Source organism: Streptomyces sp. TSRI0107 (genome assembly GCF_001905845.1).
Lineage (GTDB): Bacteria > Actinomycetota > Actinomycetes > Streptomycetales > Streptomycetaceae > Streptomyces.
In genome coordinates this window covers 23,793-48,321 of the sequence record NZ_LIVZ01000022.1, presented here as the reverse complement: position 1 = coordinate 48,321, position 24,529 = coordinate 23,793, and the positions used below count along the sequence as shown (strand labels likewise).

Sequence of the window (24,529 nt, the reverse complement as noted above, 5' to 3'; positions counted from 1 at the left end):
CCGCGGAGCGGGTACCCCATCGCTGCGCGATGGGCAAGCGAACACCCGCGCTGCGCGCGGGTGTTGCGCTCCCGCTCCGCGGGAGCGCAAGCGGGGGTGGCTGCGCCACCCCCGCACAACCTCGGCACTGCGCGCCGAGGTTGTCAGTCCGTCCGCTTCGCTCCCGGACTGACGGGGCTTCCGCCCCGTTGCCAGGCTTCCGCTTCGCTCCAGCCTGGTTGGCGGGTCCGCTACGCTCCCCCGCTCAACGGTCCTTCCGGCTGCGCCTCCAGGGCCGTTGAGCCCGCTGTCGCGGGCCGGGCTGGCTGCAGAGCGAGGGAGGGAGGGTCGCTCGTTCGTGTCGGGTTTCAGTGTAGCGCGCGCATCAGGTCGATGCGACATGTACCGTTGGCGGAAACAACGGACACCCCCAACCTGCCCGGAACCCTCCCGCAGTTTCGAGAGAAACGGACACGGATGACCGGTCACCACGAACCTACCGGACCAGCCCCCGCCGTGAGCAGCGCTTCCGTAAGCCGAGTGAGCCAGTATCAGGCTGCTGCCGTCAAGGCCCGGTTGACGCTGTTCGCCCCCTCCAGGCCCAGGGCGTGCCCTCGGCCGAGGCTGACGACCTGGAGGGCCGGGGCGCAGTGAGGTCGTCGAGCTGGACGGGATAACGCCAGCATCTCGGGGCGCACGGTTCGCGGACGGCTGGGGCAGCATCGCAGACAGGGACTGGGCGCAGCGTGGCGGCTGGTCGGTTGGGGCTGCTGAGTTGACCGTACATATCGCGGACGTCAGGCGGTTTGAACGGGTGGACCTCGTGCGGCTGGAGAGGTTCGTGCAGGAGGTCGTGCTGCCGTGTACGCACTCGAGCACCACGGTGCGGCGCGGGTGCTGGAGGCGCTGGGCGGGGCCGGCGGTCTGTGCACGGCACGGACGGTGGAGGTGTCCGGCGGTGACGTCATTCGGCGCACGCGCGAGGCCGGGCACTGCCCGGGCGACGTGCGGGGTTCAAGCGCGGGAAGTCGGACGGGGTCCCCGGCGGTTGGTACCTCGCAACACGTCGATCTGGGACGGCGCAGCCCCGTGCTCACACCCGAAGGCAGCCGTCTGAATAACTGCCGGAATAAGGCACCGGGGAGGGAAGAGAATGTTTACGATCCAGCTCAAGAGACACCAGGTCGTCCAGAAGGCGGCTTTCCGAAAGTGGGTTGGATTCCCTGCAAGGTCATCGGTACCACGGCAGGGTGCCCGTGCCACGATCGTGTCAGCCACCGGATCGGGCAAGACGATCACGGCTGCCGCGGGCGCGCTGGAATGCTTCCGGGAGGGCCGGATCCTCGTGACGGTGCCGACCCTGGACCTGCTCGTGCAGACCGCCCAGGCCTGGCGCCTGGTGGGCCACCGCTCCCCCATGGTTGGGGTGTGCTCGCTGGAGAACGACCCGGTGCTGAACGAACTGGGGGTGCGCACCACCACGAATCCGATCCAGCTCGCCCTGTGGGCCGGGGCGGGACCAGTCGTCGTGTTCGCCACGTACGCCTCCCTCGTGGACCGCGAGGATCCGGAGGACCCGGCGGGTCGGCGGAAGGTTCGCGGGCCGCTGGAGGCCGCTCTGGCGGGCGGAGAGCGGCTGTACGGGCAGCAGATGGCGGGCTTCGACCTCGCGATCGTGGACGAGGCACACGGCACCGCCGGTGATCTTGGTCGTCCGTGGGCGGCAATTCACGACAACGCCCGCATCCCGGCCGACTTCCGGCTCTACCTCACCGCCACCCCGCGCATCCTGGCGGCTCCCCAGCCCCGCAGGAGGGCGGACGGCGAGGAGCCGGTGCTCGCGTCGATGGGCCAGGACTCCGAGACGTACGGGCCGTGGATCGCCGAGCTGGGACTCTCGGAGGCAATCGAGCGGGGCATCCTCGCCGGCTTCGAGATCGACGTCCTGGAAATCCGCGACCCCTCCCCCGTCTACGGGGAATCGGACGAGGCGCTGCGCGGTCGGCGCATGGCGCTCCTGCAGACCGCGCTCCTGGAGCACGCCGCCAGGTGGAACCTGCGCACCGTGATGACCTTCCATCAGCGGGTGGAGGAGGCAGCGTCGTTCGCGGAGAAGCTGCCGGAGACGGCGGCCGAGCTGTATGTCAACGACGTCTCCGACGCCGACCTGGCCGCCGCGGACAAGATCCCCGCGTCATCGATCGATGCGGAGTTCTACGAGCTGGAGGCCGGCCGCCACGTCCCCCCGGACCGCGTGTGGTCGGCATGGCTGTGCGGCGACCACCTCGTCACCGAGCGACGCGAAGTCCTGCGCCAGTTCGCCAACGGCATCGACGCTAGCAACCGGCGGGTGCACCGGGCGTTCCTCGCCTCGGTGCGGGTGCTCGGGGAAGGCGTGGACATCACCGGCGAGCGCGGTGTGGAGGCGATCTGCTTTGCCGACACCCGCGGCTCGCAGGTGGAGATCGTGCAGAACATCGGCCGCGCGCTCCGGCTCAACAAGGACGGCAGCACGAAGGTCGCCCGCATCATCGTGCCGGTCTTCCTCCAGCCCGGCGAGGACCCACAGGACATGGTCGCCTCTGCCTCGTTCCGACCCCTCGTAGCCGTGCTCCAGGGCCTGCGCTCGCATGATGAGCGCCTGGTCGAGCAGCTCGCCTCCCGCGCCCTCACCCACGGCCAGCACAAAATCCACCTCCGGCGCGACGAAAACGGGCGGATCATCGGGGCCGGCGGCGAAGGGGACGGCGAGGACAAGGAGCAGGACGGCGCCGACGGCGCTGCCGAGTCCGCGCTGCTGCACTTCTCCAGCCCGCGCGACGCCACCACCATCGCGGCCTTCCTGCGTACCCGCGTCTACCGGCCGGAGTCTCTGGCGTGGCTGGAGGGATATGAGGCGCTGCTGCGGTGGCGCAGGGATAACGGGATCACGGGCCTGTACGCCGTCTCCTACGACACGGAGGTCGAGGTCGGCGTGACCAAGGACTTCCCGCTGGGGCGGTGGGTGCACCAGCAGCGGAAGGTGTTGCGCGCCGGGGAACTCGATCCGCACCGCAAGGAGCTGCTGGACGCGCCCGAGGCCGGGATGGTGTGGGAGCCCGGCGAGGAAGCCTGGGAGCGGAAGCTCGCCGCGCTCCGCTCCTACCGGCGGGCCACCGGACACCTCGCACCCCGCCAGGACGCCGTGTGGGGCGAGGGCGAGGCGATGGTGCCCATCGGGCAGCACATGGCCAACCTCCGGCGCAAGGGCGCCAAGAACGGCCTGGGCAAAGACTCCCAGCGGGCGCAGCAGCGTGCGGCGCAACTGGCCGCGATCGACCCGGACTGGGACTGCCCGTGGCCGCTGGACTGGCAGCGCCACTACCGGGTCCTGGCGGACCTGGTTGAAGCCGACGGCAGCCTGCCCGACATCACACCCGGCGTGCTCATGGACGGCGACGACATCGGCAAGTGGCTCCAGCAGCAGAAAAAGCCGGCAATCTGGGCGCGGCTCCTGCCCGAGCAGCAGGAGCGGCTGTCCGTGCTGGGCATCAAGCCGCTTGAGGAGCCGTCTCCCGCCGCGGCGGCCAGGCGCGCGACGAAGGGCCCGAGCAGGGCGCAGCAAGCGTTCCAGCGTGGCCTGACGGCTCTCGCCCAGTGGGTTGAGCGGGAGGGCGCCGGCCGACCCGTGCCGCGCGGCCACGCCGAGGAGATCGCGGTCGACGGCGAGAGGGAGCCGGTGGTTGTGAAGCTGGGCGTATGGGTGTCGAACACCAAGTCCAGGCGCGGCAAGCTCACCCAGGAGCAGCGGGACGCGCTGCGGGAGCTGGGTGTGCAGTGGGCGTGACACAGGCGCGCGGGCGTCAGAGCGAAAGCGGGCGGTGGCAGGGCCTCCTGTGTGATGTGGCGTGTCTTGCTGCTGGTGGGGGCGTTGTCCTGTGAGGGACATGGCGTCGGGACGAGCGGGAGCGAGCGGTGGGTTACTACGGCGGAGGTGGCCCTGACTGGGCGATGATCGGCGCGCGGCGGCGGGCGGAGCGGGAAGCGTCGGCGGCTCGTTCGGGCGAGGCGCGGTGGAAGGGGCGGGCGGAGGCATTGGCCGTGCTGGTCTGTGAGACGGCTGACCGAGTCTGTCCGACTCATACAGCAGGGGACTGTCAGTGCCGGAGGTGCTGGGAGGCCCGCATCGGTCAGATTTTTGGTGTCGGTGCCGCGCCCCGGCCTGGGTCCGCTGCTGGTGCGGGCCCGGCAGGTCAGTTCTGGGATCTTGTCAACAAGATCACGCGTGAGGCTGAGGAGCGCCGCAAGTCGACCTAGACGGGCTTCGCATTCCGGCCGGTTGCACATCGGCGTCGGTCTGTTGGCGCCGGTCTGGGGCGGCACGTCACCCGGGCGGCCGCGTGTCGTTACCCGCTACGAGCGCTCAAGCGCTGCCGAGTCGCGGGAGGTACCGGGTGGTCACGCTCAGCATCGAGTGCTTGTTGTTCGAGGTCGATGGGGTGAAGCACGAGGTGAGGCTCGACGCCCCGCTGCCCGCGCTGACGGGAGTGACCTTGTCGGGCAAGAGCACAGTGCTGGAATCGGTGTGGTGGGTGCTGGGGGTGGAGCATGCCAAGGTGATGGACGCCGTGTCGATGTGCAGCCGTGTGGGGTTCGTCGCCCGGATCGGTGGGGAGCGGTGGGAGGTCATCCGCAGCCCGGAAAACTTGAAGGAGGACGTGGTCTTCACGCGCGGCACGTTGGGCATCCCGGAGCGTCATCCGGTCAAGCGCAGTGACTCCCGGCGGTCGGCGGCCGATGTCTTCCAAGATCTGTGTGGGATCCCCCGGCTGGGCACGGGACGTACGCGCGTGACACTGGACAGGCTCGTGCCGTGGCTCTACGCGGGCCAGCGCGCCCTCCCGAACGTCTACCTCGGCGGGCAGGGCAAGGAAGAGCGCAAGGCGGTGGGACGTGTGCTGCTGGGGGCCGACGACGAGAAGGTCGACGCGCTGCACCAAGAGGACGACGCCAGGACGAAGGAGTGGCGGTCGGCGAAGAACCGCATCAAACGAATTCTGCGCGAGCGGCAGGAGCGTGACCTGCCGTCCGTCGAGGACCTGCAGCGCCGCGGTGAGCAGTGGACCGCGCAGCACCAGCAGGAGGCGTTGAAGGCACAGAAGGCCGCAGCGGAGCTGAGCCGGCTGCAAAGCCAGCTCGCCGCGCTGGAGCAGAAGGTGGCCGCGGCGCAGGAGGCCCGGCGGGCCGCAGGCGCGGCGGCCGAGGACCGTCAGCGTACGGCGCGGCTTCTGGATACGGCCGCAGGCGAGGCGAGGGGACGTCTGGCCGGGTTGCGGGAGGCAGCCACCGACCCGAGCCTGTGCCCCGCGTGTGTGCGGGCACTGGATCTGACGGGACTGTCGGAGGACGACTGTCCCGTGTGCCGGCGTTTCGACCCTGAGCGCCGCCAGCGCTCCGAGGAGTTCACGCGGCGGATGTCTAAGGCGCAGCAGGCCGCTGAGCAGGCACGTGAGGCGGCCCGGCGTGCGGTGCAGGCGGCGGAAGAGGCTCGTGGACGGGTCGCTGACGCCGACCGGCTTGTGGTGGAGGCGACGGCCGCGGTGCGGGCGTTCACGCAGGAGGTGATCGCGCCGCAGCAGCAGGTCGTGGTGGAGGCCGAAGCGGCGGCACGGGAGCTGGCCGCGCGGCTGGAGCAGAACGCGGAACACCTGCGTGAGGTCGCGGAGCTGACGGAACTACGCGAGCGGCTGCCTGAGCTGGAGAAGGCTGCGGAGGTCGCGAAAGCCGCATACACCGCTGCCCGGCAGGACACCGATCTGATGGTCAAGCAGGCGACCGACCGGTGGTCGCGTCATGCGCTGCGCCGGCTGCAGGCGTGTGACCCCGAGGTCAACACGGTCTCCATCAGCCCGGAAGATTTCTCCGTCACCATCAACGGAAAGTCGTTCGACTCCCGGGTCGTCGCCGGGCACGGGATGACCCGCGCGAACATCAGCGTCCTGCTGGCGCTGCGCGATACTGCCCGGGAGGTGCCGGCGATGCCGGTCCCCCAGTTCCTGATCGTGGACGGCCCGTTCACCGGCCTGGGTGACGGCCCGGAGGACCAGCGCAGCGCCAACGCGCTCCTCGATGGCCTCACCGACCTCGCCACCTTCGAAGATCCCTCGGGTGCTGGAGGACAGGTCATCATCGCCTGCAACGAACTCCGCGGCACCCCGGGGCCGGCCGTCAGGGAGATCCGCACCAATCTGACCGATGGCGTGATCCCTGGCCTTCCCCCGCGTGAGACCAGCACGGTCTAGGGCGTCTCTCTGCGGGGAGGGCGGCCGCCGTTGCTGCCGCGTCGTTTCCGGTTGGCGACCTGCGCCCGCTGCTCACCATCGTGCAGCCCGCCCCGGCCCGAGCCAAGTTGTGCCGGACGGCTTGATCCTTTCGGCTGGGCGTCGAAGTTCGAGGGCACTGCGATCGCGTCCGCAGGTTCGTCCAGGCGGACTCGGCTCACCAGCAAGGGCCCGTGCCATGACCGCTGATAGGTTGAATTTGCGCATTTCCGGGGCGCTAGGGGTGTGGAGATGCCACGTCGATCTGCGTCAGTTCGACGTGATCACGGGCGGTACATGGGGCGGGGATGGCTGAAGCGAACGCGTTGGGCTATCGGTTGGTGCAGCGGAATGTGCGGCCCCCGCGTGCCATGACCCTGGTGCGTTCTGGCGGGGGCTGGCGGGCGGACGTGCTGCGGATGCTGGAGTGTTATGCGCGCACGTGGGGTGGTGACGGCCACGGTCTGATCGCTTGTTCGCCTGCGTGGGAGATCGCGGAGCCGTTCTGGCGGCTCGCGGAGGCTTTCGACGCGGATCACTGGGCGGTGTTCGCCCGGACAGGGCGCGGCCTGCAGATGGCGGACCCTCAGGCGTACGAGGCGCAGCTCGCCTCGTACGTGGAAGGGTGGGCTCGGGAGAGCGACGTTGACGAAGCCCAGGCCCGGAGGATACTCGAGCCTCAGCTCCTGTCTGCCGGGGGCGCGGGGGTGGTGGCGCCGCAGGAGCTGGGGGACCGTATCCGACGGCGCATGGCTCCGCTGGCGTCGGCGCAGGTAGCGGTAACAGCAGAGTTCCGGGCGGACGAGGCGCCGCCGCACCGGCTGGTCGACATGTGCGGGCTGACGTATCAGCCCGAGCGCATCACCGGCCTCGACGTGGACGGGTTGCCACCTGCGGTGCAGCTGCTCGTTGCCGCGCGCACCGGCCTAATGGCGCCGGGGCATCTGGCGCGGCTGCGGGAGCGCGGCGAGGTGGGTCACGTCACCGTCCCGGTGGACCGGTCGCATCTGGCCCAGGTGCTGCGGTACGCGTGGACGGGCCGGCCTGAGACCGGTGTCGGTTTCACCGAGCAGGAGTTCCTGGACGACCTGCCGCTGGCGCAGTCCCGGCTGGGCTGCTCCTGGTTCACCACGTTCGACGCGGACGCGGACAGAGAGCCGTTGGTGGTCGTGTGCGGGGACAGCGCCGAGGACTTCTGCTATGCCTACACCCGCCAGCGTGTGGTGGGGGATGCGCACTGGCTGCCGGTCGGTCCGGACACCGATGGCCTCAGCCGGGAGCTGTACACCGAGTTGATGCGGCTCCTGTACGACTTTGCGGTGCCGTCGGTCTCCGCCCGTCCGGTCCTGCTGTCGTCGCTGACCCTTGATGAGGGTCAGCTGCTGGAAGTCCGTAACCGGCTGCTGGCCACGCCGTGGGGCCGGATGGCCGCCTCCGGCTCCCCAGGCCGTTTGGACGTGCGTGTCTGTGCCCCGTCGGATCTGCCGGTGCGCCGCCGTCTCCACCTTCTCGACAAGGCGTACGTCGGCGACACCTTGCACGAGCCGTTCCTGGGGACCGACCAGGCACGGAACGTCGAGATTCCAGTGCCCAGTGAGGCGGCCGGGGTCCAGCCGGACTCCTGCCGGTGGCAGGTGGACGTCCTGGACCCCAAAGTCGTCCTTCCCGCCCGGTGGGCCCTGAACGACGTGATCACCGCCGACGGCACCTCGTGGGGAGTCCGCTCCAGCACATCCGGTATCAGCATCGACTCCCACGGCCGGATCTTCACCGTCACTGGCACCTCCCTGGCCCAACTTCTGGTCCAGGTACGGCTGCGCTTTCCGACAGCCCGTCAGGTGTTCAGCACCCTCCTTGCAGGGGCGGGCGTCACCCTGGAGGAGTCCGACAAGGGCCGTTACACCCGGCGCATGATCGAACTGTGGGGAGACTTCGCGGCCCTGGCCGCCGATCTCAAGGAGGGTCCTGCTGCGAACCTGCTGTCCGGGTGGATCTCCGCCGGGAAGGAGCCCGGGCGCGTCTACCAGGACCGCAAATACCTCACGCTCGCCGACGTCCGCACGATCACCGGCGGGAGCGAGGAAAGTGCCCGGCAGATGCTGGATGGCTACCTGCAGCGGTCCATCGCGACGCGGGGCCTGCTGTTGACCTGCGGGCAGTGTGTCGGCACGGCCTTCTACCGGCTGGAGGACATCGGAGCGCGTTTCCGCTGCCAGCGCTGCCGGCAGCACAACCCAATCGTCCGGTCGGCCTGGAAGGGGCAGGAGTTGGAACCGCAGTGGTACTACGGCCTCGACGAGGTCGCCTACCAGGGCCTGCGCTCCAACATTCATGTGCCGATCCTCGCTCTCGCGGCGCTCGCGGAGCCGGCCCGCTCTTTCCAGCACATGCCCGAGGCGGTCGTCCGCCGGGACGGCTACCCGGACCTGGAGGTCGACCTCTGGGCCATCGTCGACGGCCGGATCGTCATCGGCGAGGCCAAGACCAGCGATCGTCTCGAGCCGACGAAACGCGAGGAAGCGCGGCGTTGCGCCGCCCTCAAGGGCCTGATCGACGATCTCAGCGCGGACGAATTCGTCATGGCCACTACCGGGCGCGCGTGGGACCGGCGGACCGAGACCCTGGTGAACGAGAAGATTGCGCCGGCAGCCAAGGTCACCTGGCTGACCAACCTGCGATGATACCCAGCGCCGCTGCAGCATGATGTCGCGCTCCGCGCCTCCGGGACGCCGTGCTCCAGCGCCCGCCGTCAAAGCGCCGTATCCGGTGCTCAGCGGCAGCAACAGGCAGGGCAGACGGACAGACCGGTCCTGCCGCCGGGGACCGCACTAGGCGACCCACGGAAACGAGACGTTCCTGGCAGCAGAGCCGGTCCTCCACCCGAGCTCACCCTTGTCCGGCTCCCCCCGTTACCTTTTTCGTGGCTCCGCAATGGGGCCTCCGGCCTTCGGGTCCGGCATGACTTCCCCCCTTGTTGTTCATGATCCGGGGGTGGTGTCACCGGGTCCGGAGGCATCGACGGACCGCTGATGAGGGGCTTGAGCACCGGCTTCACCCGAGCCGGAAGAGCTCTCCGTAACGTGGATGTGGCAGCTCGGTGCCGAGGCAAGGCCGAACGAAAGCGTGATGGAGGGGCCTGCACGTGATCGACACCGGCGGCATCGACGTCTTCCTCGGCCTGGACGTCGGCAAGGGCGAACACCACGCCACCGCCGTCACCCCGGCCGGCAAGAAAGCCTTCGACAAGCGGCTGCCCAACACCGAGCCCAAGCTCCGCGAGCTGTTCACGAAACTCCAGGCCAAGCACGGAACGGTGCTGGTCGTGGTCGACCAGCCGGCCTCGATCGGAGCCCTGCCGTTGGCCGTTGCGAGGGGCATGGGCTGCCCGGTCGCCTACCTGCCGGGGCTGACGATGCGGCGGATCGCCGGCCTCTACCCGGGCGAGGCCAAGACCGATGCCAAGGACGCGTTCATCATCGCCGACGCGGCTCGGGCGATGCCGCACACGCTGCGGGCGATCGACGGCGAGGACGAGACGATCGCCGAGCTGGAGATGATCGTCGGCTTCGACGACGACCTGGCTGGCGAGGCCACCCGCGTCGTCAACCGGCTGCACGGCCTGCTGACCCAGATCCATCCATCGCTGGAACGGGTCCTGGGACCGCGGTTGCAGCACCCTGCCGTCCTCACCCTGCTGGAACGGTTCGGATCACCGGCCCAGATCCGCAAGGCCGGCAGGCGGCGCCTGGTCACCCTGCTGCGGCCGAAGGCACCGAGGATGGCCGAACGGCTGGTCGAGGAGATCTTCGCCGCCCTGAACGAGCAGACCGTCACCGTCCCGGGGACCGAGGCGGCCGCGCTGATCGTCCCCAGTCTGGCCGCTTCGCTGACGGCCGTGCTCGACCAGCGGAAACTGCTGGCCGGGCGGATCGAGGAACTGCTGGAGGACCACCCTCTTTCGAAGGTCCTGACCTCGATGCCGGGGGTCGGCGTCAGGACCGGAGCCAGGATCCTGATCGAGGTCGGCGACGGCAGCACCTTCCCGACCGCCGGCCACCTCGCCGCCTACGCAGGACTCGCACCCGCGACCCGGAGCTCGGGCTCATCGATCCGCGGCGAACAGCCCTCCAGGAGAGGAAACAAGCAGCTCAAACGGGCCTTCTTCCTCTCCGCGTTCGCCGCCCTGGGCGACCCGGCCTCACGGGCCTACTACGACAAGAAGATCGCCCAGGGCAAGCACCACACCCAGGCCCTGCTCTGCCTCGCCCGCCGCAGGGCCGACGTCCTCTTCGCGATGCTCCGCGACGGAACCTTCTACGAACCCCAACCCGCAGGGGCCAGGTGACGATTCAGACTCACCGGTCAGTCCTCCTCCGGCCGAAGCCGTCGGCGAGCGGCCTCAAGCCGCTGGTCATAGTCAGGCGCGAACAGCCCAGCAAGTGACTTGTCCAGCGTCCCGGCGATGCGATGGATCGGCGCCCAGACCGCCGGATCGTCGACAACCCGGCTCAGGTCCGTCATCTGCAACTTCTCCAGCCAGTCCGACAAAACCAGCGCCTCGTCACTCGTGAGCTTGATCGTGACCTGGCTATCACCCATGCACACCCCTACGGCTCGACCCCGTCCTCGACCACACGAACCTACTGGCCCTCGGCCTTGACCAAACACATAGGGGCACCCCCCCGGAGCCCGCTTTACGACAGCGTCCTTCCCAGTCGTTTGTGCACAGGGGCCACGGGTATGAATCGCGTCTGCTCAGGAGTGATAGTGGTCGATGTCGCCTGGGGAACGGGGGGATGGCGGGGTGTCGGATTCACGCAACGAGGGGCCAAAGGGCGCACAGCCGCCACCGCTGACAGTGCTGCCCCCTACGCTGCGTATGGCGCCGATGCCGTCGCCCAAACAGATGGTCACCTTCTACGACCCGGACCAGTTCGAAGAGTTCGTCAAGGAGTGGGTGCCGGCTCTGGACGCCAAGTACGTGCTGGTCGAACGGCATGGCGGCTCTGGAGACCACGGTATCGACGTGGCCGGCTACCTATCGCGGGAGAGGCTGGAGGGGCCGTGGCACAACTATCAGTGCAAGCGGTACGCAGCTGCCGTGACCTGGGCGACCGCGGCTCAGGAGATGCGCAAGATGTTCGTGGCGGCCGCGGCCGGCGAGTTCACCGTCCCCACCCGGTATGTGTTCGTCGCGCCGATCATCTCGCGCAGCCTGCCCCGCCAGTTCGCGAAGCCGATCGAGTGCCGGGCCAAGTTCCTGCAGGAGCTGGCAACGACCAAGGACAAGCTCGTGACACGCCTCACCGATGACCAGCGGAGTGCCGTCCGGGATCTGGCTGCGGCTACGGACTTCGCCATGTTCGAGTGCGTCGACCTGGACGAGATGCTTGAGCTCCACAAGACGACCCCGCACTGGGCGGACCGCTTTCCCTTTGCCCCGTTCGATCAGGGACCCATGGAGATGGTTCCGCCGCCCCAGTACAGCGCGGACGAAACCCGCTACGTCGAGCGATTGGTCGACGTCTACCGCGAGCGATATCCCGGCACGATCGACAGCCTGGAGCACGTGCCGAGCGTCCAAGAGGCGGACGAGCACCTCAAGCGGCAGCGCGTGGCCTTCTACGCTGCCGAAGCGCTGCGCGTGTTCGCACGCGACGCCACCAAGCCGGCCTACTTCGAGCGGGTGAAGCAGGACGTGTACGACATCGTCGTCGAGGTGGCCGCCCGCTCGTATCCGGACGGCTGGGAGCGGCATGGTGCCGTCATGGAGGCTGCCGGAACCGTCCAGCTGACCCCGACGGCCCTGGTTCCCTTCGTGGAGCCGAAGGCCCGAAAAGGGGTATGCCATCACTTGGCGAACGAGGAGCGTCTGACGTGGTGCAGGGAGGGAGAGAAGTGACCCCGCTCAACAGCCCTCTTGAGGTCGGCGTACGCGCCCTCGTGCTCCTGGCGGAGAGCCATCCCGAACCGATGGATCTTGCGCAGCTGGTCGCTTTGGACCACGTGCTGCTGCACAGCGGTGAATACGACGGTCCTCCCAGTCTTCATCCCGACCTGCCGGGACGCGCGGGAGAGCTCGGGATGAAGCGAGCCGTGCTGGAAGAGGCGCTCCTGGTGCTGATCAGGGCTGGCCTTGCTGGCATCGTGGACCGCAGCGAGGGCTTGATGTACGCGGCCACCGACCGGGGGCCGGTCTTCGTCGACGTCCTGGAGGCGCCCTACGTCGAGTCGCTGCGGGAGCGCGCCGAGTGGGCGGTCCATCAGTTCGCGGCCCGGTCGGACTCCCGCGCTGCGACACAGGGGATCGTCAACCGCGCGTTCGACGGACTCGCACGGGGCGGTGCCGACCGTGGATGATCTGCGACTGGTGCATCTCACCTACGCGGGCATGGGCAAACCCGTCGCGAGCGTGGAGTTCGATCCGGCACTGACGGTGATCTACGGGGCCTCGGACACCGGCAAGTCGTTCATCGTCGAGTCCATCGACTACATGCTCGGGGGCACCCGAACGCCCGAGGTCCCCGAGGCCGAGGGCTACAGCCAGATCCTGCTGGGACTGCGGCTTCCGGGCGGAGCTGCGCTGACCCTGATGCGCGCACCTGGCAGCAACACCATCCACATCTACCGGGACGACTTGAGGGATCTGGTCACTGGTCTCGCCGATACGCAGGTGACCGCGGCTCACACGGCACGCAGCAAGAACAGCCTGTCGCTGTTCCTGCTGGGCGAACTAGGGCTGGCGGATTTCAGGATCCGCAAGAACGAGGCGGGCGGCAGCCGCGGCCTGGCCCTGCGCGATCTCGTGCACCTCTGCGTGATTCCCGAGACACGCATGGTCGACCCCTTGTCCCCGGTCCTGCACTCGTCCGCCGCGAGCGGGAAGACCGTGGCTGCCTCGGTCATGCGGCTTCTGTTAACCGGGGGCAGCGACCCGGACATCGACACCGGCCTCAACGCCGGGCAGCGCCGCGTCAACAAGGGGAAGATCGCCCTGCTCGATCAGATCATCCTCGATCTGCAGAGCAAGCTGACCACGAACGAGAACGTGAGGGACCTGCGGGACCGTCAGGCACGTCTGCAGGCGTCCATCGACGAGCACTCCACCACCCTGCGGGTGATCACCGACCGTCACCTCGCTGCGGTCACCGCCCGGATGAGGGCGGCGGAGGAGCTGTCCGCGGTGGAGTCGCGCCTGGCGGAAGTGGGTGACCTGGTCTCCCGGTTCGGGCTGCTGGAGGAGCAGTACCGCTCCGACCTTGCCCGCCTGGAGATGGTGACCGAGGCGGGCAGCCTTCTGGGCTACTTCCGTGTGGGCACGTGTGTCTTCTGCGGCGCCGAGCCCGAACACCAACATCCCGGGCACGGGGAGCACGAGACGACTCAGTTGCACCTCGCGGTGCAGAACGAGACCGTGAAGACCAGTGCCCTGCTGGCCGATCTGCTTCCCACGATCGAAGACCTGCGTGCCCAGTTCGCCACGCTCGGCGCGCGGCGGACGGCCTTGTTGCAGGAGACGGCCCGCATGGATGCGGAGATCCGCGCGACGGATGGCGAGCTGGTGCCGCTGCGGGAGCGCATGGAGGAGCACCTGCAGGTCCGTTCGGAGATCGAGCGGAACCTGGAACTCCACGTGCGGATCGACGAACTGGAGGAGCGGCGCTCACGGCTGGACGGCGAAACCGTCGTATCGGGCCAGCGGCCCGCCGAGTACGTTCCCAACCGGATCCTGTCGTCTTTCGACGACATGCTCCGGCGCACGCTGGAAGCGTGGAAGGTCCCCTCGGTGGAGTTCGCGGAGTACGACCAGTACGCCATGGACGTCCGTGCGGGGGGCCGTCCCCGAGCCAGCCGGGGCAAGGGCGTCCGCTCGGTCCTGCACTCGGCGTTCACCACCGCGCTGGCCCAGTTCTGCCTCGGTAACGACAGGCCGCACCCCGGCTTCATCGTCCTCGACTCGCCCGTGGTGACCTACCGGGACCCCATTGCCGACGACCCCGTTGGCGAGGACGTCGACCTGACCTCGCACGTGGTGGACCACTTCTACCGGGACATGCTCGACTTTCCCGGACAGGCGGTCATCATCGAGAACGGCGACCCGCCCATCGACGTGCTCTCCGAAGCCCGCAGCTACCGGTTCACCGGCACCGGCCCAGGCCGGCACGGCTTCTTCCCCGTCTCTGCCACAGACAGCTAGCAGGGCTGCAGGGCGCGGCGTCGGCCGGGCGGGTGCGCCGACGGACGCGCAGTTCTCCCAGCAGCGGATGCTTCGCCCACGACTCCGGTGGAGCGACGCTGCCGGGATCCGCCTCGTTGAGCCAGTCGGCGCGGACCGGGACCGTGCGGCACCTCCCGCACGGACGGGCCGGGGGCCGTGCCGAACGCAGTCGGCACGGCCCCCGCCATGGGGTACACACGGGCGGTAGGGGAGCGAGCAGCAAGGTGACTCCCGCAGTCCGAGCCCGCCCGCGGAGGCCGAAGGGGGGCGGGAAACCGTGTGATGCGGTTTCCTCGGCTGGGCGCTGCTGGCTGGGGCAGTCGGACGGTGGAGTTCCAGGCCCCGGCCGCTGCCGTGAGGGCTGCCCGACAGCGGCCGGCGGGCCTCGACCGCGGGAAGCCTGCTGCAGAGGTGCGCGCTTGGGGGCGGGCCGCGGAGCAGGAGACGTTCCTGCCGAGGTGTGGGCTGACGGGTGGGGGTTCGATTCGGCAGGGCACCGCACCGCTGAACGGGGCGGTAGGCCGTGGAGCGGTGCCGCGCGCGGCCGGTGTGCCCGTGATCGTGCAATTGCACCTTTTGAATCATGCTAGGGGTGCACCAAGCCCGCCTCAGCCCCCATTTTGATCGGATTACGTCAGTGCGCATCCTTAGCGATGAATCAAGCGATCGGTTCAGATGGATTCCGTGACCGGAATTGACAGATTGAGCACACGGGATGGAATCGGCCATGGCCAACACGCGGCGCTACGGAATCCGGGGAGATTTCGGCTGTAGCCGCAACGAAAATCCGTCGTCCTGGGGCAACCATCAGAATGCGCCTCGATGCGGCATTTGGTCAGATTCGCTTATCGCACTGTGTGTCGGTAGCTTCACCCTCAGGTGCGTGCGGGACCTCGCACAACGTCGTCCAAACCCTGTTCGAAGTCCCGCACGCTCATTCCGACAACCCAAGGAGTTGCCCTATGGGGCGATCTACCCCCCGGCGCCGCCGGGCGAAACAACCTTCCGGCCGCTTCGCTGAGAGTAAGCGTAATGGCCGTAACGAAAACTTCCGTTACGTGAACCTGTTTGGCAAGAGCGTCGTGGGCGCCTTTCTCGCTGTCCCGTTCACGGGTTACCTGCTCGTTTACCGCCCGCCTGTACAGGTGACGGTCTCCCCGGAGACCGTCCTGATGCTGGGCGGCATGCTCTCGGCAGCCGCGTTCCGCCAGCTCCGGACCCGCCGCTACCGGCGCTGAAGGGCGGCGGGCGAGGGAGGCCGGCGTCTGCCGTTCTCCCCCGCCCGCCTCGCGCACCGCCTGCCAGGCAACCCGGTCTGCCCGCACCGACAGGCATGCGGTGCGTCACGAAACCCGGAGAACTTCGGGTGAATCAGCTTCGGGCAACCCTGCATCAGCCCTGAATGAACCCTTTTCGTTACGGGACGGAAGCTACCGTGAGTGACGTATGTGAGTACTGCGGATCCCTTCTGGTCGCAAGCCCCGGCAAGGGCCGCCCGCGCAAGTACTGCGGGGATCCCTGCCGTCAGGCCGCCCACCGACAGCGGCGCCTCGGTGCCGACGCCGCAGCCCCCGTCTCGGCACCTGAGCCCGAGGCCCCCGCTCCGGCTCTCGAGGCGCCCACTACAACCGCCCCGCGGACCGCGCCGCCTTCCCGCACGGCCGGGCAGGCTTCCACGTCCGGCGAGGAACTCCTCTGCGAGATCGCGCGGGACATCCAGGACGGTGCCCGCGACCTCGCGCGGCTCCTGCCCTCCCTCAACGGCGAGGAGCCCCTGCAGCGCATCGTCCAGCTGCAGGAGCAGCTGGACGGCCTGACCGCGGCGGCCGTCGGCCGCGCCCGCTACCGCCGCATGACCTGGGCGGCCATCAGCTCCGTCCTGGGCATCAGCGAGGACACCGCCCGCCACCGCTACACCGACCGCTACATCCTGCGCCGCCTCGCCCGCTTCAACCGCTCCGAGACACCCCTCACCTCACTGGCCGGCCTGTTCACCCCACCGCCCCACGACCCGCCCGGTGACACCCCCGCCGGCGGCGAGAGCGGCGACGCGGGCGGCGAACATAGCGACGGCCCCGACGCACCCGAGCAGTCCACCCAGTACGAGCCGGCACCCGCCGCCTACAACCGGCTCGCACCGATCCTGTCCATGCTCGTGCGCTCCGCCCAGCTCACCAACAAGGAAGTCAGCAGCCGCATCGGCTGCTCCGCCTCCTACCTGTCGCGGATCCTGTCCGGCGAGCGCGTCCCCACCTGGGAGCTGACCCGCAAGTTCGCCCACGTGTGCGGCGCCGACCCCGACGTCCTGCGCACCGTGTGGGAGTCCGAAAAGCTCAGCGACCGAACCCTCCTGCCTGACCGCGACCCTGACGCCCCGCCCCTGCCGGCCGCCGAGCAGCTGCGCGCTGCCATCCACACCCTGCACCTGCGCGCTGGACGCCCCGCCCCCAGCGACATCGCCGTCGCCAGCCGCTGGCTCCTGACCGCCAGCACCATCGCCTCGCTTCTCGAATGCACCGTCCTGCCGCCACGCGATCTCCTGCAGAACTTCGTGCTCCTCCTGGGCGGCGACGTCGACCACTTCACCGAGCTCCTGGACAACGCCCATCGCGAAGCCGCCCGCAACACCCCCCTCCTACAGGCCCCCGCCCCGCCCGACCACACGCCCGCCCTCCCCCGGCACAGCGCCCCCGCCCCACCCACGCTCAAGCCCCGCCGCCCCACCGGCCCGGACACCGTGATGAAAACCTTCAGCAAGGTCCTCACCGAAGAACACACCGTCGAAGACGGCCGCGCCCGCCTCCTGCACAAACTCGCCGAGGAAAGCCCCCACCCCGACAGCGACCGCCGCCGGCCCACCACACTCACCGACGCCCTGCGCAAGCGCAGGCGCCCGCCCACCGCCATCACACCCATCTGGGCAACCTGAGACTCCGCAGCCGCAAGGCCTCAGCCGACGTCTTCGGTGGGCGAGCGTGCCTCGTCGGGGCGGGCCGGTAGACGATGCCGTACTCGCGGCCGAACCGGTTCGCCTCGGCCGCCGAGCGGGTCACCGCATGGAGCCACAACCCGTAGGCCCGGGACTCCATCTGGTCCTGTGTCAGGCACAGCAGCCCAGCGGCCCGGCGCACGGTCGTGGACGGCAGCGCGGATCTGTTCCTCGAGCCCTGCGGCGGGCGCGAAGTACAGGTGGTCGGCGGTGAGGCTCACGAACACGCGCACCGCGTCCATCTGCGCCGGCCGCAGCTGCACCAGCTTCTGGCCGGGCCCGGGCTCCGGGCGTGTGGTGGCCGGGCCGTGGCGGTGGTAGGCCAGGACGTCGTGGCCGTGGCCGGTCAGGCGTGCCGCCGATCGCACCGGGCGGCCCTCCCACGCCGACAGCTCCGCCGTACCTCCCGCCCGGCCAGCTCCGCCAGACCGGCGCGCTCCAGCGCTGCCACACCTTCACGCTGCGAGATGCGCTCCGGGCCCTCCAGGACCCAGCCGTGCTCGGATGCCTGCTGCCGCTCCCACAACGCCGCCAGCGCCTCATGCACCACTGCCCTGCCCATACGCACGTCCCTCCCTACCGCGGTAACGACCCAGGCCGGGGACGCGGCCCGGCAGACACCAGCCCCGCGGTGGGCCACGTGCGCGGTCGGTGTTTCGTTTCTCCGGTACGACCAATCCCCCCACACGGGCGGCGCACAGCCCAAAGCCCGGATAGCGCCCCCACCAGGGCCGCTATCACCAGTGCATGATCAAAGCCGTGATGCGTGGCCTCGCCGCCGCCGCCCTCGCTCTGCTCCCCCTCACCGCTCCCGCGCCGGCACACGCTGCCGACACCCTGCCCCTTGCCGACGCCGTCGCCCGCCTGCAGTCGGCCACCGAGTCCCGCGACGGCTACACCCGCGACGCCTTCAAGCACTGGAACACCGGCCTGGACCCGACCGACGGCTGCAACACCCGCGCCGAAGTCCTCCTCAACGAAGCCGTCGAACCGCCGACCGTGGGACCCGGGTGCCGCCTGACCGGCGGCCGGTGGTGGTCGTACTACGACGCGACCTGGGTGACCTCCGCCTCCGGCCTGGACATCGACCACATGGTCCCGCTCGCCGAGGCCTGGGACAGCGGCGCCTCCGCCTGGACCCCCGCCCGCCGCGAGGCCTACGCCAACGACCAGGAAGCGAAGACCAGCCTGGTCGCGGTCACCGCCCGCTCCAACCGCAGCAAAGCCGACCAGGACCCCGCCCAATGGCTGCCGCCCGCCACCGACGCCCACTGCCGGTACGTCGCCGAATGGGTGGGCACCAAGCTCCGCTGGAACCTCACCGCCGACGACAGCGAGCTGGCCGCCCTGAGCGAGGTCGCCGAGGCCTGCCCGGAGCGGACGGTGACGTACGAGCCCGCTGCCCCTTAGGAGAGTCCCAGAGTCCTTCGAGGCGATGTTCTCCGGCGAGGTGGCCTCGAGGCCGCGACGGGTGCCGTCCCTGCGCTCGACGAGGGCCGGAATCGATGATTCGACCCCGCGAGCACGAGTCCACACCATGGCCCTGCCCCGGCAGCACTGCTGAGCTGCCGGGGCAGGGCCTTGGAGCGTCATGAGCTCACGGGGCTAGCCGGGGTGGCCCGCCTGGGGGCCTTGGCTGGCCCCAGACGGCTGCGAGGAAGGTGATCAGCTGTCGGCCTTGGCGGCCGGGGCCGGCATCGCGAGAAGAACGGCTCGGGCTCGTGGTTGGGTGACGCCCCGCAGCGACCGGCTGCCCGCGTGCGTGGGTCCTGCGTGAAGGATGGGGGCCGCCGGGGTGCGAGGCGATTTGCGGGGCTTTGCCAAGGCCCTAACGGAAAGTGATAAACGCCACATTGCGCGAGATTCGTTGGCCAGCGTTTCGCTGCACGTGATCGTGCGGCACAGGCGCCTTCCCTGGCCTGCACCTTAACTCTGCGTCCACCCCACGACATTCAGGCCCTCAACAGGATTTACTCGCCCGGGTGTTCGGGTTTCAAGGCGGGTCGGAATCAGGCCCTCCGTAATTGACCATGCGTCAAAAAGCGATTTACGAGGGGAGTTACCCAGCAGGGCGGAAGTTCCGGGACTCCCGCCGGTCACTGCTACCGGTAGGCTTTTAGGCACACCTCCTCTCAGGGCGTGACGTGCCGGTCGGTTGCCGATCGGAGCCGAGCGGCTCTGCCCATAGAGAGGAGGGGTAGCGCATGGAAAACCCGCCCGAAGGCGGGGAGCGGAACAACCGGAAGGTCGTCAAGAAGGCGGTCGGCTGGCTGGCGCTTCAGGCACTCGGTGCCTTGCTGCGTCATCTGATCGACAAGTGCCTGTAGACGGCTAAGGCCCCCTGCGGCAACAGAGGGCCTTCCGGGAGCACGCTCCCAGCGCTGGCCCTGTGCCCCCGCCAACGGCGTCATGAACCGTGGAGGTACAGGGCCTCTTTCATAACCGATATACGAGGACCGCTTTCCCTAAACAGTGCGGCCATCGGCGTCTAACGTCGCGCATATCCGAGGAAGCAGCCACCAGTTCTGCCGCTAAAAAGCACGGCAGCCCAGGTGATGCCCTGGATGCGGTGCGGAAGGCAACCCGCACGTGGCCTTGGAATGGTACCCCTAAAGTGGTCCCGGCGACGAGGAAGACGACACGGATGGCACGAGGTCTGGTCCCCTTCAGTCCCTCTGCGCTGCGCAGACTGCGCACCGAGTCCAACGGGCGTTCGGGCAGAGGTGCGATGACAGCCGAGGAACTGGCACGCGCTGTTGGGGCGACGAAGGCGCAGATCCTGGCCTATGAGAACGGGCACCGGGTGCCAGAACCTCCCCGTGTCCGCGCTATCGCCGGCGCCCTGGGGGTGCATCCCTTCGAACTGATGGACCGGGCGAAGCAGCAGACCTGGGCGCTCGCGGACCTGCGCAGGGCGTGCTGCCTGCGCGCCGAAGACATCACCAAGCGCCTCAATGTCTCGGCCAAGAACTACCGGCGCTTCGAAGCGGAGGGGATCGTTCCCAGCCGCAGCCCGAGGTTCGTGGACGACGTCGCCGACGTCCTGCACGTGAGCCGCCGCATGGTGGAGAACGCCATGAACCACACGCCGGCCGTGCAGCGCCGCAAGGAGCGCACCGCCGAACTCATCGAAGCTATGGCGCGCACCTACGTGCCCCAAGCCGGGCCTTGGCGGGGCCCCTCGGCCGACGACCCTGCCCTGATCGAGCTGGCCACCGCCTTCGGCCGCCCCATCCAGCGCATACGGCGGGTGCTCACCTACGAGCTGGGCGAGCTGCGGCAGGCCCACGTGCGGGCCCAGCGCGAGAACGTCATCGCGAGGTTCGACACCGACCGCGTGCGCCAGATGCGAGCACGGGAAGCGGTGCTGCACTGGCACGAGGTCACCGCGAAGGATCTCGCCCAGATACCGCAACGCCTGGAGCGATTCCACCGCTCCGCCCAGCCCTCGGACGTCTGGCAGCTGCTGGTCGACCTCTTCAACGTCGATGCCACCTACCGCCCCGACACCGGCAACTGGGCCGTCACCAAGCTGCTGTGCAATGACCCCGGCGTGCTGCCCCGGCACATGGTGCAGCACCGCAGCATCGACGACGTAGCCGTGTGCCGGCTGACCGTCCAGGGCGTCGCCCATGTCTACGCCTTCACCGGGCTGTACACGCACCTGTTCCCCGGCGTGCGCAGGCCTGTCCGGCCCTCGAGGGGCAGAAGCCGCGTCATACAAGAAAGCTTCACGCTTCCCCAGCACGGTGAACAACTCGTCGTGCCAGACCCGTTCCTGGAGAGCGCACGGATCGCCGCAGCGGGGCGCAAAGTCGCTCTTCCCGTGCGGCTCAGTCCCTCCTACGACCTCAACATCGGAACACAGTCCCTGTCCGCCACGACACGAGAACTGCTGCTCGACTTCGAGGTCCCGGCCCCCTGACGCCCTCCGCCCTGCCGGGCACGGGCTGGCCGGACAGGAGTGCCGGTTCGGGCGGAGTCCAACCGCCGGCCAGACCGGCCAAGACCTCCTCGTCCACTACCAGGCCGGGGCTACGTCCGCCCCGGTGGCTGTCGGCATTGGCCATCTGCTACCTCCGTATGTACTACGCCCGCCCGGTGAGCTGTGCCCCTCGTCGAGGGCTCCCTTGGTGACCCGCACGGGCGGGCAGGTGCGCGTATGTCTCCAGCAACCACCCTGTCTTTCTGGGAGCTTGACGCCGCGCGTCCAGGCAGCACCGCCGCTGGCCGGTCTACCGGTGCTGCCTCCGCCGTGGGCGCACCTACACGTCGGCCGTACCTCGGCGCCGGACCGGTCGGTATGTGACGGGGATGATCGCGGCCCTCGCTCTGGTCCCGGCAGCACTGTTCCCGCAAGAGAGCATCGGCTGGTTGGCCGGCGACGACAGCAAGCAGGCCGGGGCGCCCACGGCCGCCGAAACGGAGCGGCCGACCAAGGCCCTCAGCGCGGAGCCAACGCTGCGCCCCACCCTCGCCGAGCCGTTACAGAGTCGAAGCCGGGGGCGGGCTGCGGCAGGTTCCCGCTTTTGCCCGGCCGCGGATCCTATACGTATCAGGGCATAGCTCACGAGAGCTGCGACGGTTTGCGAGGTGCCGGCACAGCCGGCAACAGCTCCCACAGGGGCCTCGAACCCGCCGCCCACGATGCCAGCACACGGCGGTCGACAAGGTGCAGGCGCTGCTGCCGGGCGAAGACGCGACCCGGCTGGGTGATCCTTCCGTTGGTCACCATCACTACGACATCGCCCTTGTGGACGGGGCGGCCTGTGCCGTTGAGCACCTGCAGTTCCGGGGTGCCCACGGGCGCGCCCCGGTCGCCGTCACGGCGGTGCTTGCACTGAATCACCCAGCGCCGCCCCAGAGGGTCGGTGGCCTTCACATCCGCCCCCAGGTCGCCCCGTCCGCCGACCTGGACGGCATCGCTGCAGCCGTCGCGGTACATCAGGTCACGCACGGCATGCTCGAACTGCCGGTGGGACAGGGCATCCAACTGCGCCAGCTGATAGCGCAGGGCCTGGGAGCGTGCCCGTTCCCGCTGCGCACGCTCGGCCCGCTGCTGCCACCACCAAAATCCGCCGACGCCCGCGAGGACGGCCGCCGCGAGCAGCAGCCACCAGTGCGCGAGAAGCCAGTTGACCACCACCACCGCGAACGTGATCGCTGCACCAACGGCCAGCAGGTCGGCTTGCGTGTCCTGTTGACGGCGCCGACGGTTGCCGGTGCGCCGTCTGGCGGGTGGGCGCCGGGTCATCGCTCAGCTCCGAGGGTGGAGAAGTCGATCGGGTACGAGACTGCCGGCCGGGGTGCCGGCTTCCTCCGCTCGGGGGTATCGAACTTGATCGGGTATGACGCGGTGGGTCGCGGCACTGTGCTCCTTGAGGTCGTGCCGGCGTGGTGGTCGAAGCGGATGGGGTAGGTCGCCGACGGCCCGGGCTCGGTGCTCGAGGCATTGGTCGGCGACGTGTGGCCGAAGCCGAGCACGGCCAGGCCGAACAGCGCGAAGATGGTCATCTCCCTGCGGGCGCCCGGTGCCCATCGGGAGTGTCCGCGTACTGGCGTCCCGTCGGAGCGCACGTACGGCCGGACAAGCGGCATGTGGTCCTCCCCCACTGATCGTGTCTTCCCCGCCATCACCCACATGCTGAGGGCGGGCACTGACAACGGATCACGACGGAGCCGCCAACTTGCCGTGCTGCGCGCATAGTTCAGGACATCAGGGGACAGGTGTGTCTCTGTCTGTGGTCTCGTCTCCGTGCCCTGGGCGATAGGCCGCGCCCTGTCTGCGGCCTCCCTGCGCGAGGACGCCGACAATGGCGTCACCTGGGCATTCGGGCGTGCCGGGGTTCTGCGCGGCGGACCTGGAGCACGGCGACTGGACGCCGTGCGAGCAAGCGTTCGGAAGCTGGATCCGGTCAATTCCCCGGCGGCGGCTCTGGTGGGGCGGTTCGCATGCCGAGCTCGTCATCGTCACGCCAGGTCCAGTGCAGATCTCCGGAGTCCTGGCATGCGCGCCACGACCTGAGCAGTCCGGTTGCGGCGAGGCTCATCAGCACGTGGGGCAGAGTGGCGGGGTCAGTGCCGCACGCACGCGCCATCGTGTCGGCTTCGCTGTGGCCGGTGCCCTCCTCGGCGGAGGTGTGTGCTGCGAGGTAGAGGCTTGCCAGCTGGGGCAGTGCTCCGTTTGCCCTTGCCCGGGAGCTGGCCCGCAGGGCCCATTGCGCAGCGCATCTGCGGTCGGGGCGCGCTGGGGCCTGCTCGAGCAGTGTGACGTCCAGGAGTTCGGCCGCGGCCTCGTTGGCTGTGCGTTCGGGGAGGAGGTGCAGCCATCGTGCCTGTTGCAGCTCGTGCCAGGGGCGGTGGGTGTCGAGGCGCATGCTGCGCAGCAGGCCCTTGGGCAGCTGGACTTGCCTGCTGCGGTTCATGCGCAATGCGCACTGCAGGGCGATCAGACGGGCGGCGGCAGAGGTGTTTGCGGGGAGGGCTGCGGCCAGGTAGCTGAGCATGTCGCGTACGCGGGTCTGTTCGCCGGGGCCCTTGGGCTGTCTGGCGGAGCGTCGATGGGGGGCGGGGGGCTTTTCGGGGATGGTGCGGGCGAGCATGGTGTCGGGTACGACGGCGGCCTGGGCTGTTGCTGCGGCGCAGCTGCTGCAGGCGTCGGTGAGTCGCCAGAGGCGTCCGCCGCGTTCACATGCGAGGAGGAGGCGGATGGGGCCGGTGCAGCCGCGGTGTCGGGGGTGCCAGCGGCAGCCGCGTTCGTGGCAGTGGCAGATGCGCAAGTGCGGGGGGCGCAGGTCGTTTCGGGCGTGTCGGGCGAGGTGGGCGAGTGCTGCCGAGCGGGCGGAGGCGGCCGTGACCTGTCCGTTGCCGTGGGGGCATTGCCGGCATACGAGGGTGAGCCCGCTGGGGTGCGAGCGCAGTTCCACGGTCCAAGAGCGTGGCGTTGCCGGGCAGGGTGTGCGCAGCCTCATGGGCGCGGGGTCCTCCTGTCGTGTGCGCGCCGGTCCCTGTCGGGTGTGGGGCGGGCGCCCACCGTAGTGCAGA

18 protein-coding genes are annotated in these 24,529 nt (G+C 69.3%); 12 read left to right on the top strand and 6 right to left on the bottom strand.

The annotated features are described in order from the left end of the window. The first annotated feature begins 1,132 nt into the window (after positions 1-1,132). The 4 genes from AMK31_RS37855 to AMK31_RS37840 all read left to right on the top strand — a co-directional run bounded on the left by AMK31_RS37855 (position 1,133) and on the right by AMK31_RS37840 (position 10,623). A complete protein-coding gene (locus AMK31_RS37855; RefSeq protein ID WP_073945294.1) occupies positions 1,133-3,805 on the top strand; it encodes a DEAD/DEAH box helicase in 2,673 nt (890 codons plus the stop codon). 607 nt (positions 3,806-4,412) lie between these two features. Beyond that, positions 4,413-6,260: a hypothetical protein gene (locus AMK31_RS37850; RefSeq protein WP_241842869.1), complete on the top strand. Its 1,848-nt coding sequence runs from the start codon at positions 4,413-4,415 to the stop codon at positions 6,258-6,260. Between the two features lie 326 nt (positions 6,261-6,586). Continuing rightward, the gene (locus tag AMK31_RS37845; protein ID WP_143204310.1) at positions 6,587-8,959 is read left to right on the top strand and encodes a hypothetical protein; all 2,373 of its coding nucleotides are present in this window, start codon (positions 6,587-6,589) and stop codon (positions 8,957-8,959) included. A 461-nt stretch (positions 8,960-9,420) separates the two neighbouring features. Then, entirely contained in the window at positions 9,421-10,623 is a 1,203-nt protein-coding gene (locus tag AMK31_RS37840) for an IS110 family transposase (protein ID WP_073945292.1), read from the top strand. A 17-nt stretch (positions 10,624-10,640) separates the two neighbouring features. Here AMK31_RS37840 and AMK31_RS37835 read toward each other — a convergent pair whose 3' ends face one another. Then, positions 10,641-10,877 carry a hypothetical protein gene (locus tag AMK31_RS37835; protein WP_073945300.1) on the bottom strand — a complete coding sequence of 79 codons (237 nt, stop codon included), beginning with the start codon at positions 10,875-10,877 and terminating at the stop codon, positions 10,641-10,643. A gap of 280 nt (positions 10,878-11,157) precedes the next feature. Between AMK31_RS37835 and AMK31_RS37830 the strand changes: the two genes are divergently transcribed. From AMK31_RS37830 to AMK31_RS37810, 5 genes are all read left to right on the top strand, one after another. Next, complete coding sequence (locus tag AMK31_RS37830; RefSeq protein WP_241842868.1) at positions 11,158-12,180, top strand: ABC-three component system protein; 1,023 nt, start codon at positions 11,158-11,160, stop codon at positions 12,178-12,180. After that, positions 12,177-12,638 carry an ABC-three component system middle component 2 gene (locus AMK31_RS37825; protein ID WP_073945290.1) on the top strand — a complete coding sequence of 154 codons (462 nt, stop codon included), beginning with the start codon at positions 12,177-12,179 and terminating at the stop codon, positions 12,636-12,638. Before AMK31_RS37830 ends, AMK31_RS37825 begins: the two co-directional genes overlap by 4 nt. Next, the gene (locus AMK31_RS37820; RefSeq protein ID WP_241842867.1) at positions 12,622-14,475 is read left to right on the top strand and encodes a hypothetical protein; all 1,854 of its coding nucleotides are present in this window, start codon (positions 12,622-12,624) and stop codon (positions 14,473-14,475) included. Before AMK31_RS37825 ends, AMK31_RS37820 begins: the two co-directional genes overlap by 17 nt. Before the next feature lie 983 nt (positions 14,476-15,458). After that, a complete protein-coding gene (locus AMK31_RS40275) occupies positions 15,459-15,734 on the top strand; it encodes a hypothetical protein (RefSeq protein ID WP_143204309.1) in 276 nt (91 codons plus the stop codon). Positions 15,735-15,931: 197 nt separating this feature from the next. Next, positions 15,932-17,425 (top strand): helix-turn-helix domain-containing protein, encoded by a 1,494-nt coding sequence (locus AMK31_RS37810; RefSeq protein ID WP_073945288.1) that lies wholly within the window; start codon positions 15,932-15,934, stop codon positions 17,423-17,425. On the opposite strand, the gene AMK31_RS42250 is transcribed toward AMK31_RS37810, so the two are convergent. Continuing rightward, the gene (locus AMK31_RS42250; protein WP_073945287.1) at positions 17,403-17,627 is read right to left on the bottom strand and encodes a DUF6417 family protein; all 225 of its coding nucleotides are present in this window, start codon (positions 17,625-17,627) and stop codon (positions 17,403-17,405) included. The genes AMK31_RS37810 and AMK31_RS42250 overlap by 23 nt on opposite strands. A gap of 204 nt (positions 17,628-17,831) precedes the next feature. Then, positions 17,832-18,047, bottom strand: a complete 216-nt coding sequence (locus AMK31_RS37800; RefSeq protein WP_073945286.1) for a hypothetical protein — start codon at positions 18,045-18,047, stop codon at positions 17,832-17,834. Between the two features lie 185 nt (positions 18,048-18,232). On the opposite strand from AMK31_RS37800, the gene AMK31_RS37795 reads away from it, so the two are divergent. The 3 genes from AMK31_RS37795 (at position 18,233) to AMK31_RS37790 (ending at position 21,410) form a co-directional block, all read left to right on the top strand. After that, the gene (locus AMK31_RS37795; RefSeq protein WP_073945285.1) at positions 18,233-18,895 is read left to right on the top strand and encodes an HNH endonuclease family protein; all 663 of its coding nucleotides are present in this window, start codon (positions 18,233-18,235) and stop codon (positions 18,893-18,895) included. A 794-nt stretch (positions 18,896-19,689) separates the two neighbouring features. Further along, positions 19,690-19,812 carry a hypothetical protein gene (locus AMK31_RS42240; RefSeq protein ID WP_274535998.1) on the top strand — a complete coding sequence of 41 codons (123 nt, stop codon included), beginning with the start codon at positions 19,690-19,692 and terminating at the stop codon, positions 19,810-19,812. A 317-nt stretch (positions 19,813-20,129) separates the two neighbouring features. Continuing rightward, positions 20,130-21,410, top strand: coding sequence for a helix-turn-helix domain-containing protein (locus tag AMK31_RS37790; RefSeq protein ID WP_073945284.1), 1,281 nt, complete (start codon positions 20,130-20,132; stop codon positions 21,408-21,410). 642 nt (positions 21,411-22,052) lie between these two features. Here the strand turns inward: AMK31_RS37790 and AMK31_RS37780 are convergent. The 3 genes from AMK31_RS37780 to AMK31_RS41930 form a co-directional block, all read right to left on the bottom strand. Further along, complete coding sequence (locus AMK31_RS37780; protein WP_073945282.1) at positions 22,053-22,739, bottom strand: restriction endonuclease; 687 nt, start codon at positions 22,737-22,739, stop codon at positions 22,053-22,055. Beyond that, a complete protein-coding gene (locus AMK31_RS37775; RefSeq protein ID WP_241842865.1) occupies positions 22,736-22,999 on the bottom strand; it encodes a hypothetical protein in 264 nt (87 codons plus the stop codon). The genes AMK31_RS37780 and AMK31_RS37775 overlap by 4 nt, the downstream gene beginning before the upstream one ends. 401 nt (positions 23,000-23,400) lie before the next feature. Next, complete coding sequence (locus AMK31_RS41930) at positions 23,401-23,991, bottom strand: hypothetical protein (RefSeq protein WP_241842864.1); 591 nt, start codon at positions 23,989-23,991, stop codon at positions 23,401-23,403. Positions 23,992-24,529 lie beyond the last annotated feature (538 nt).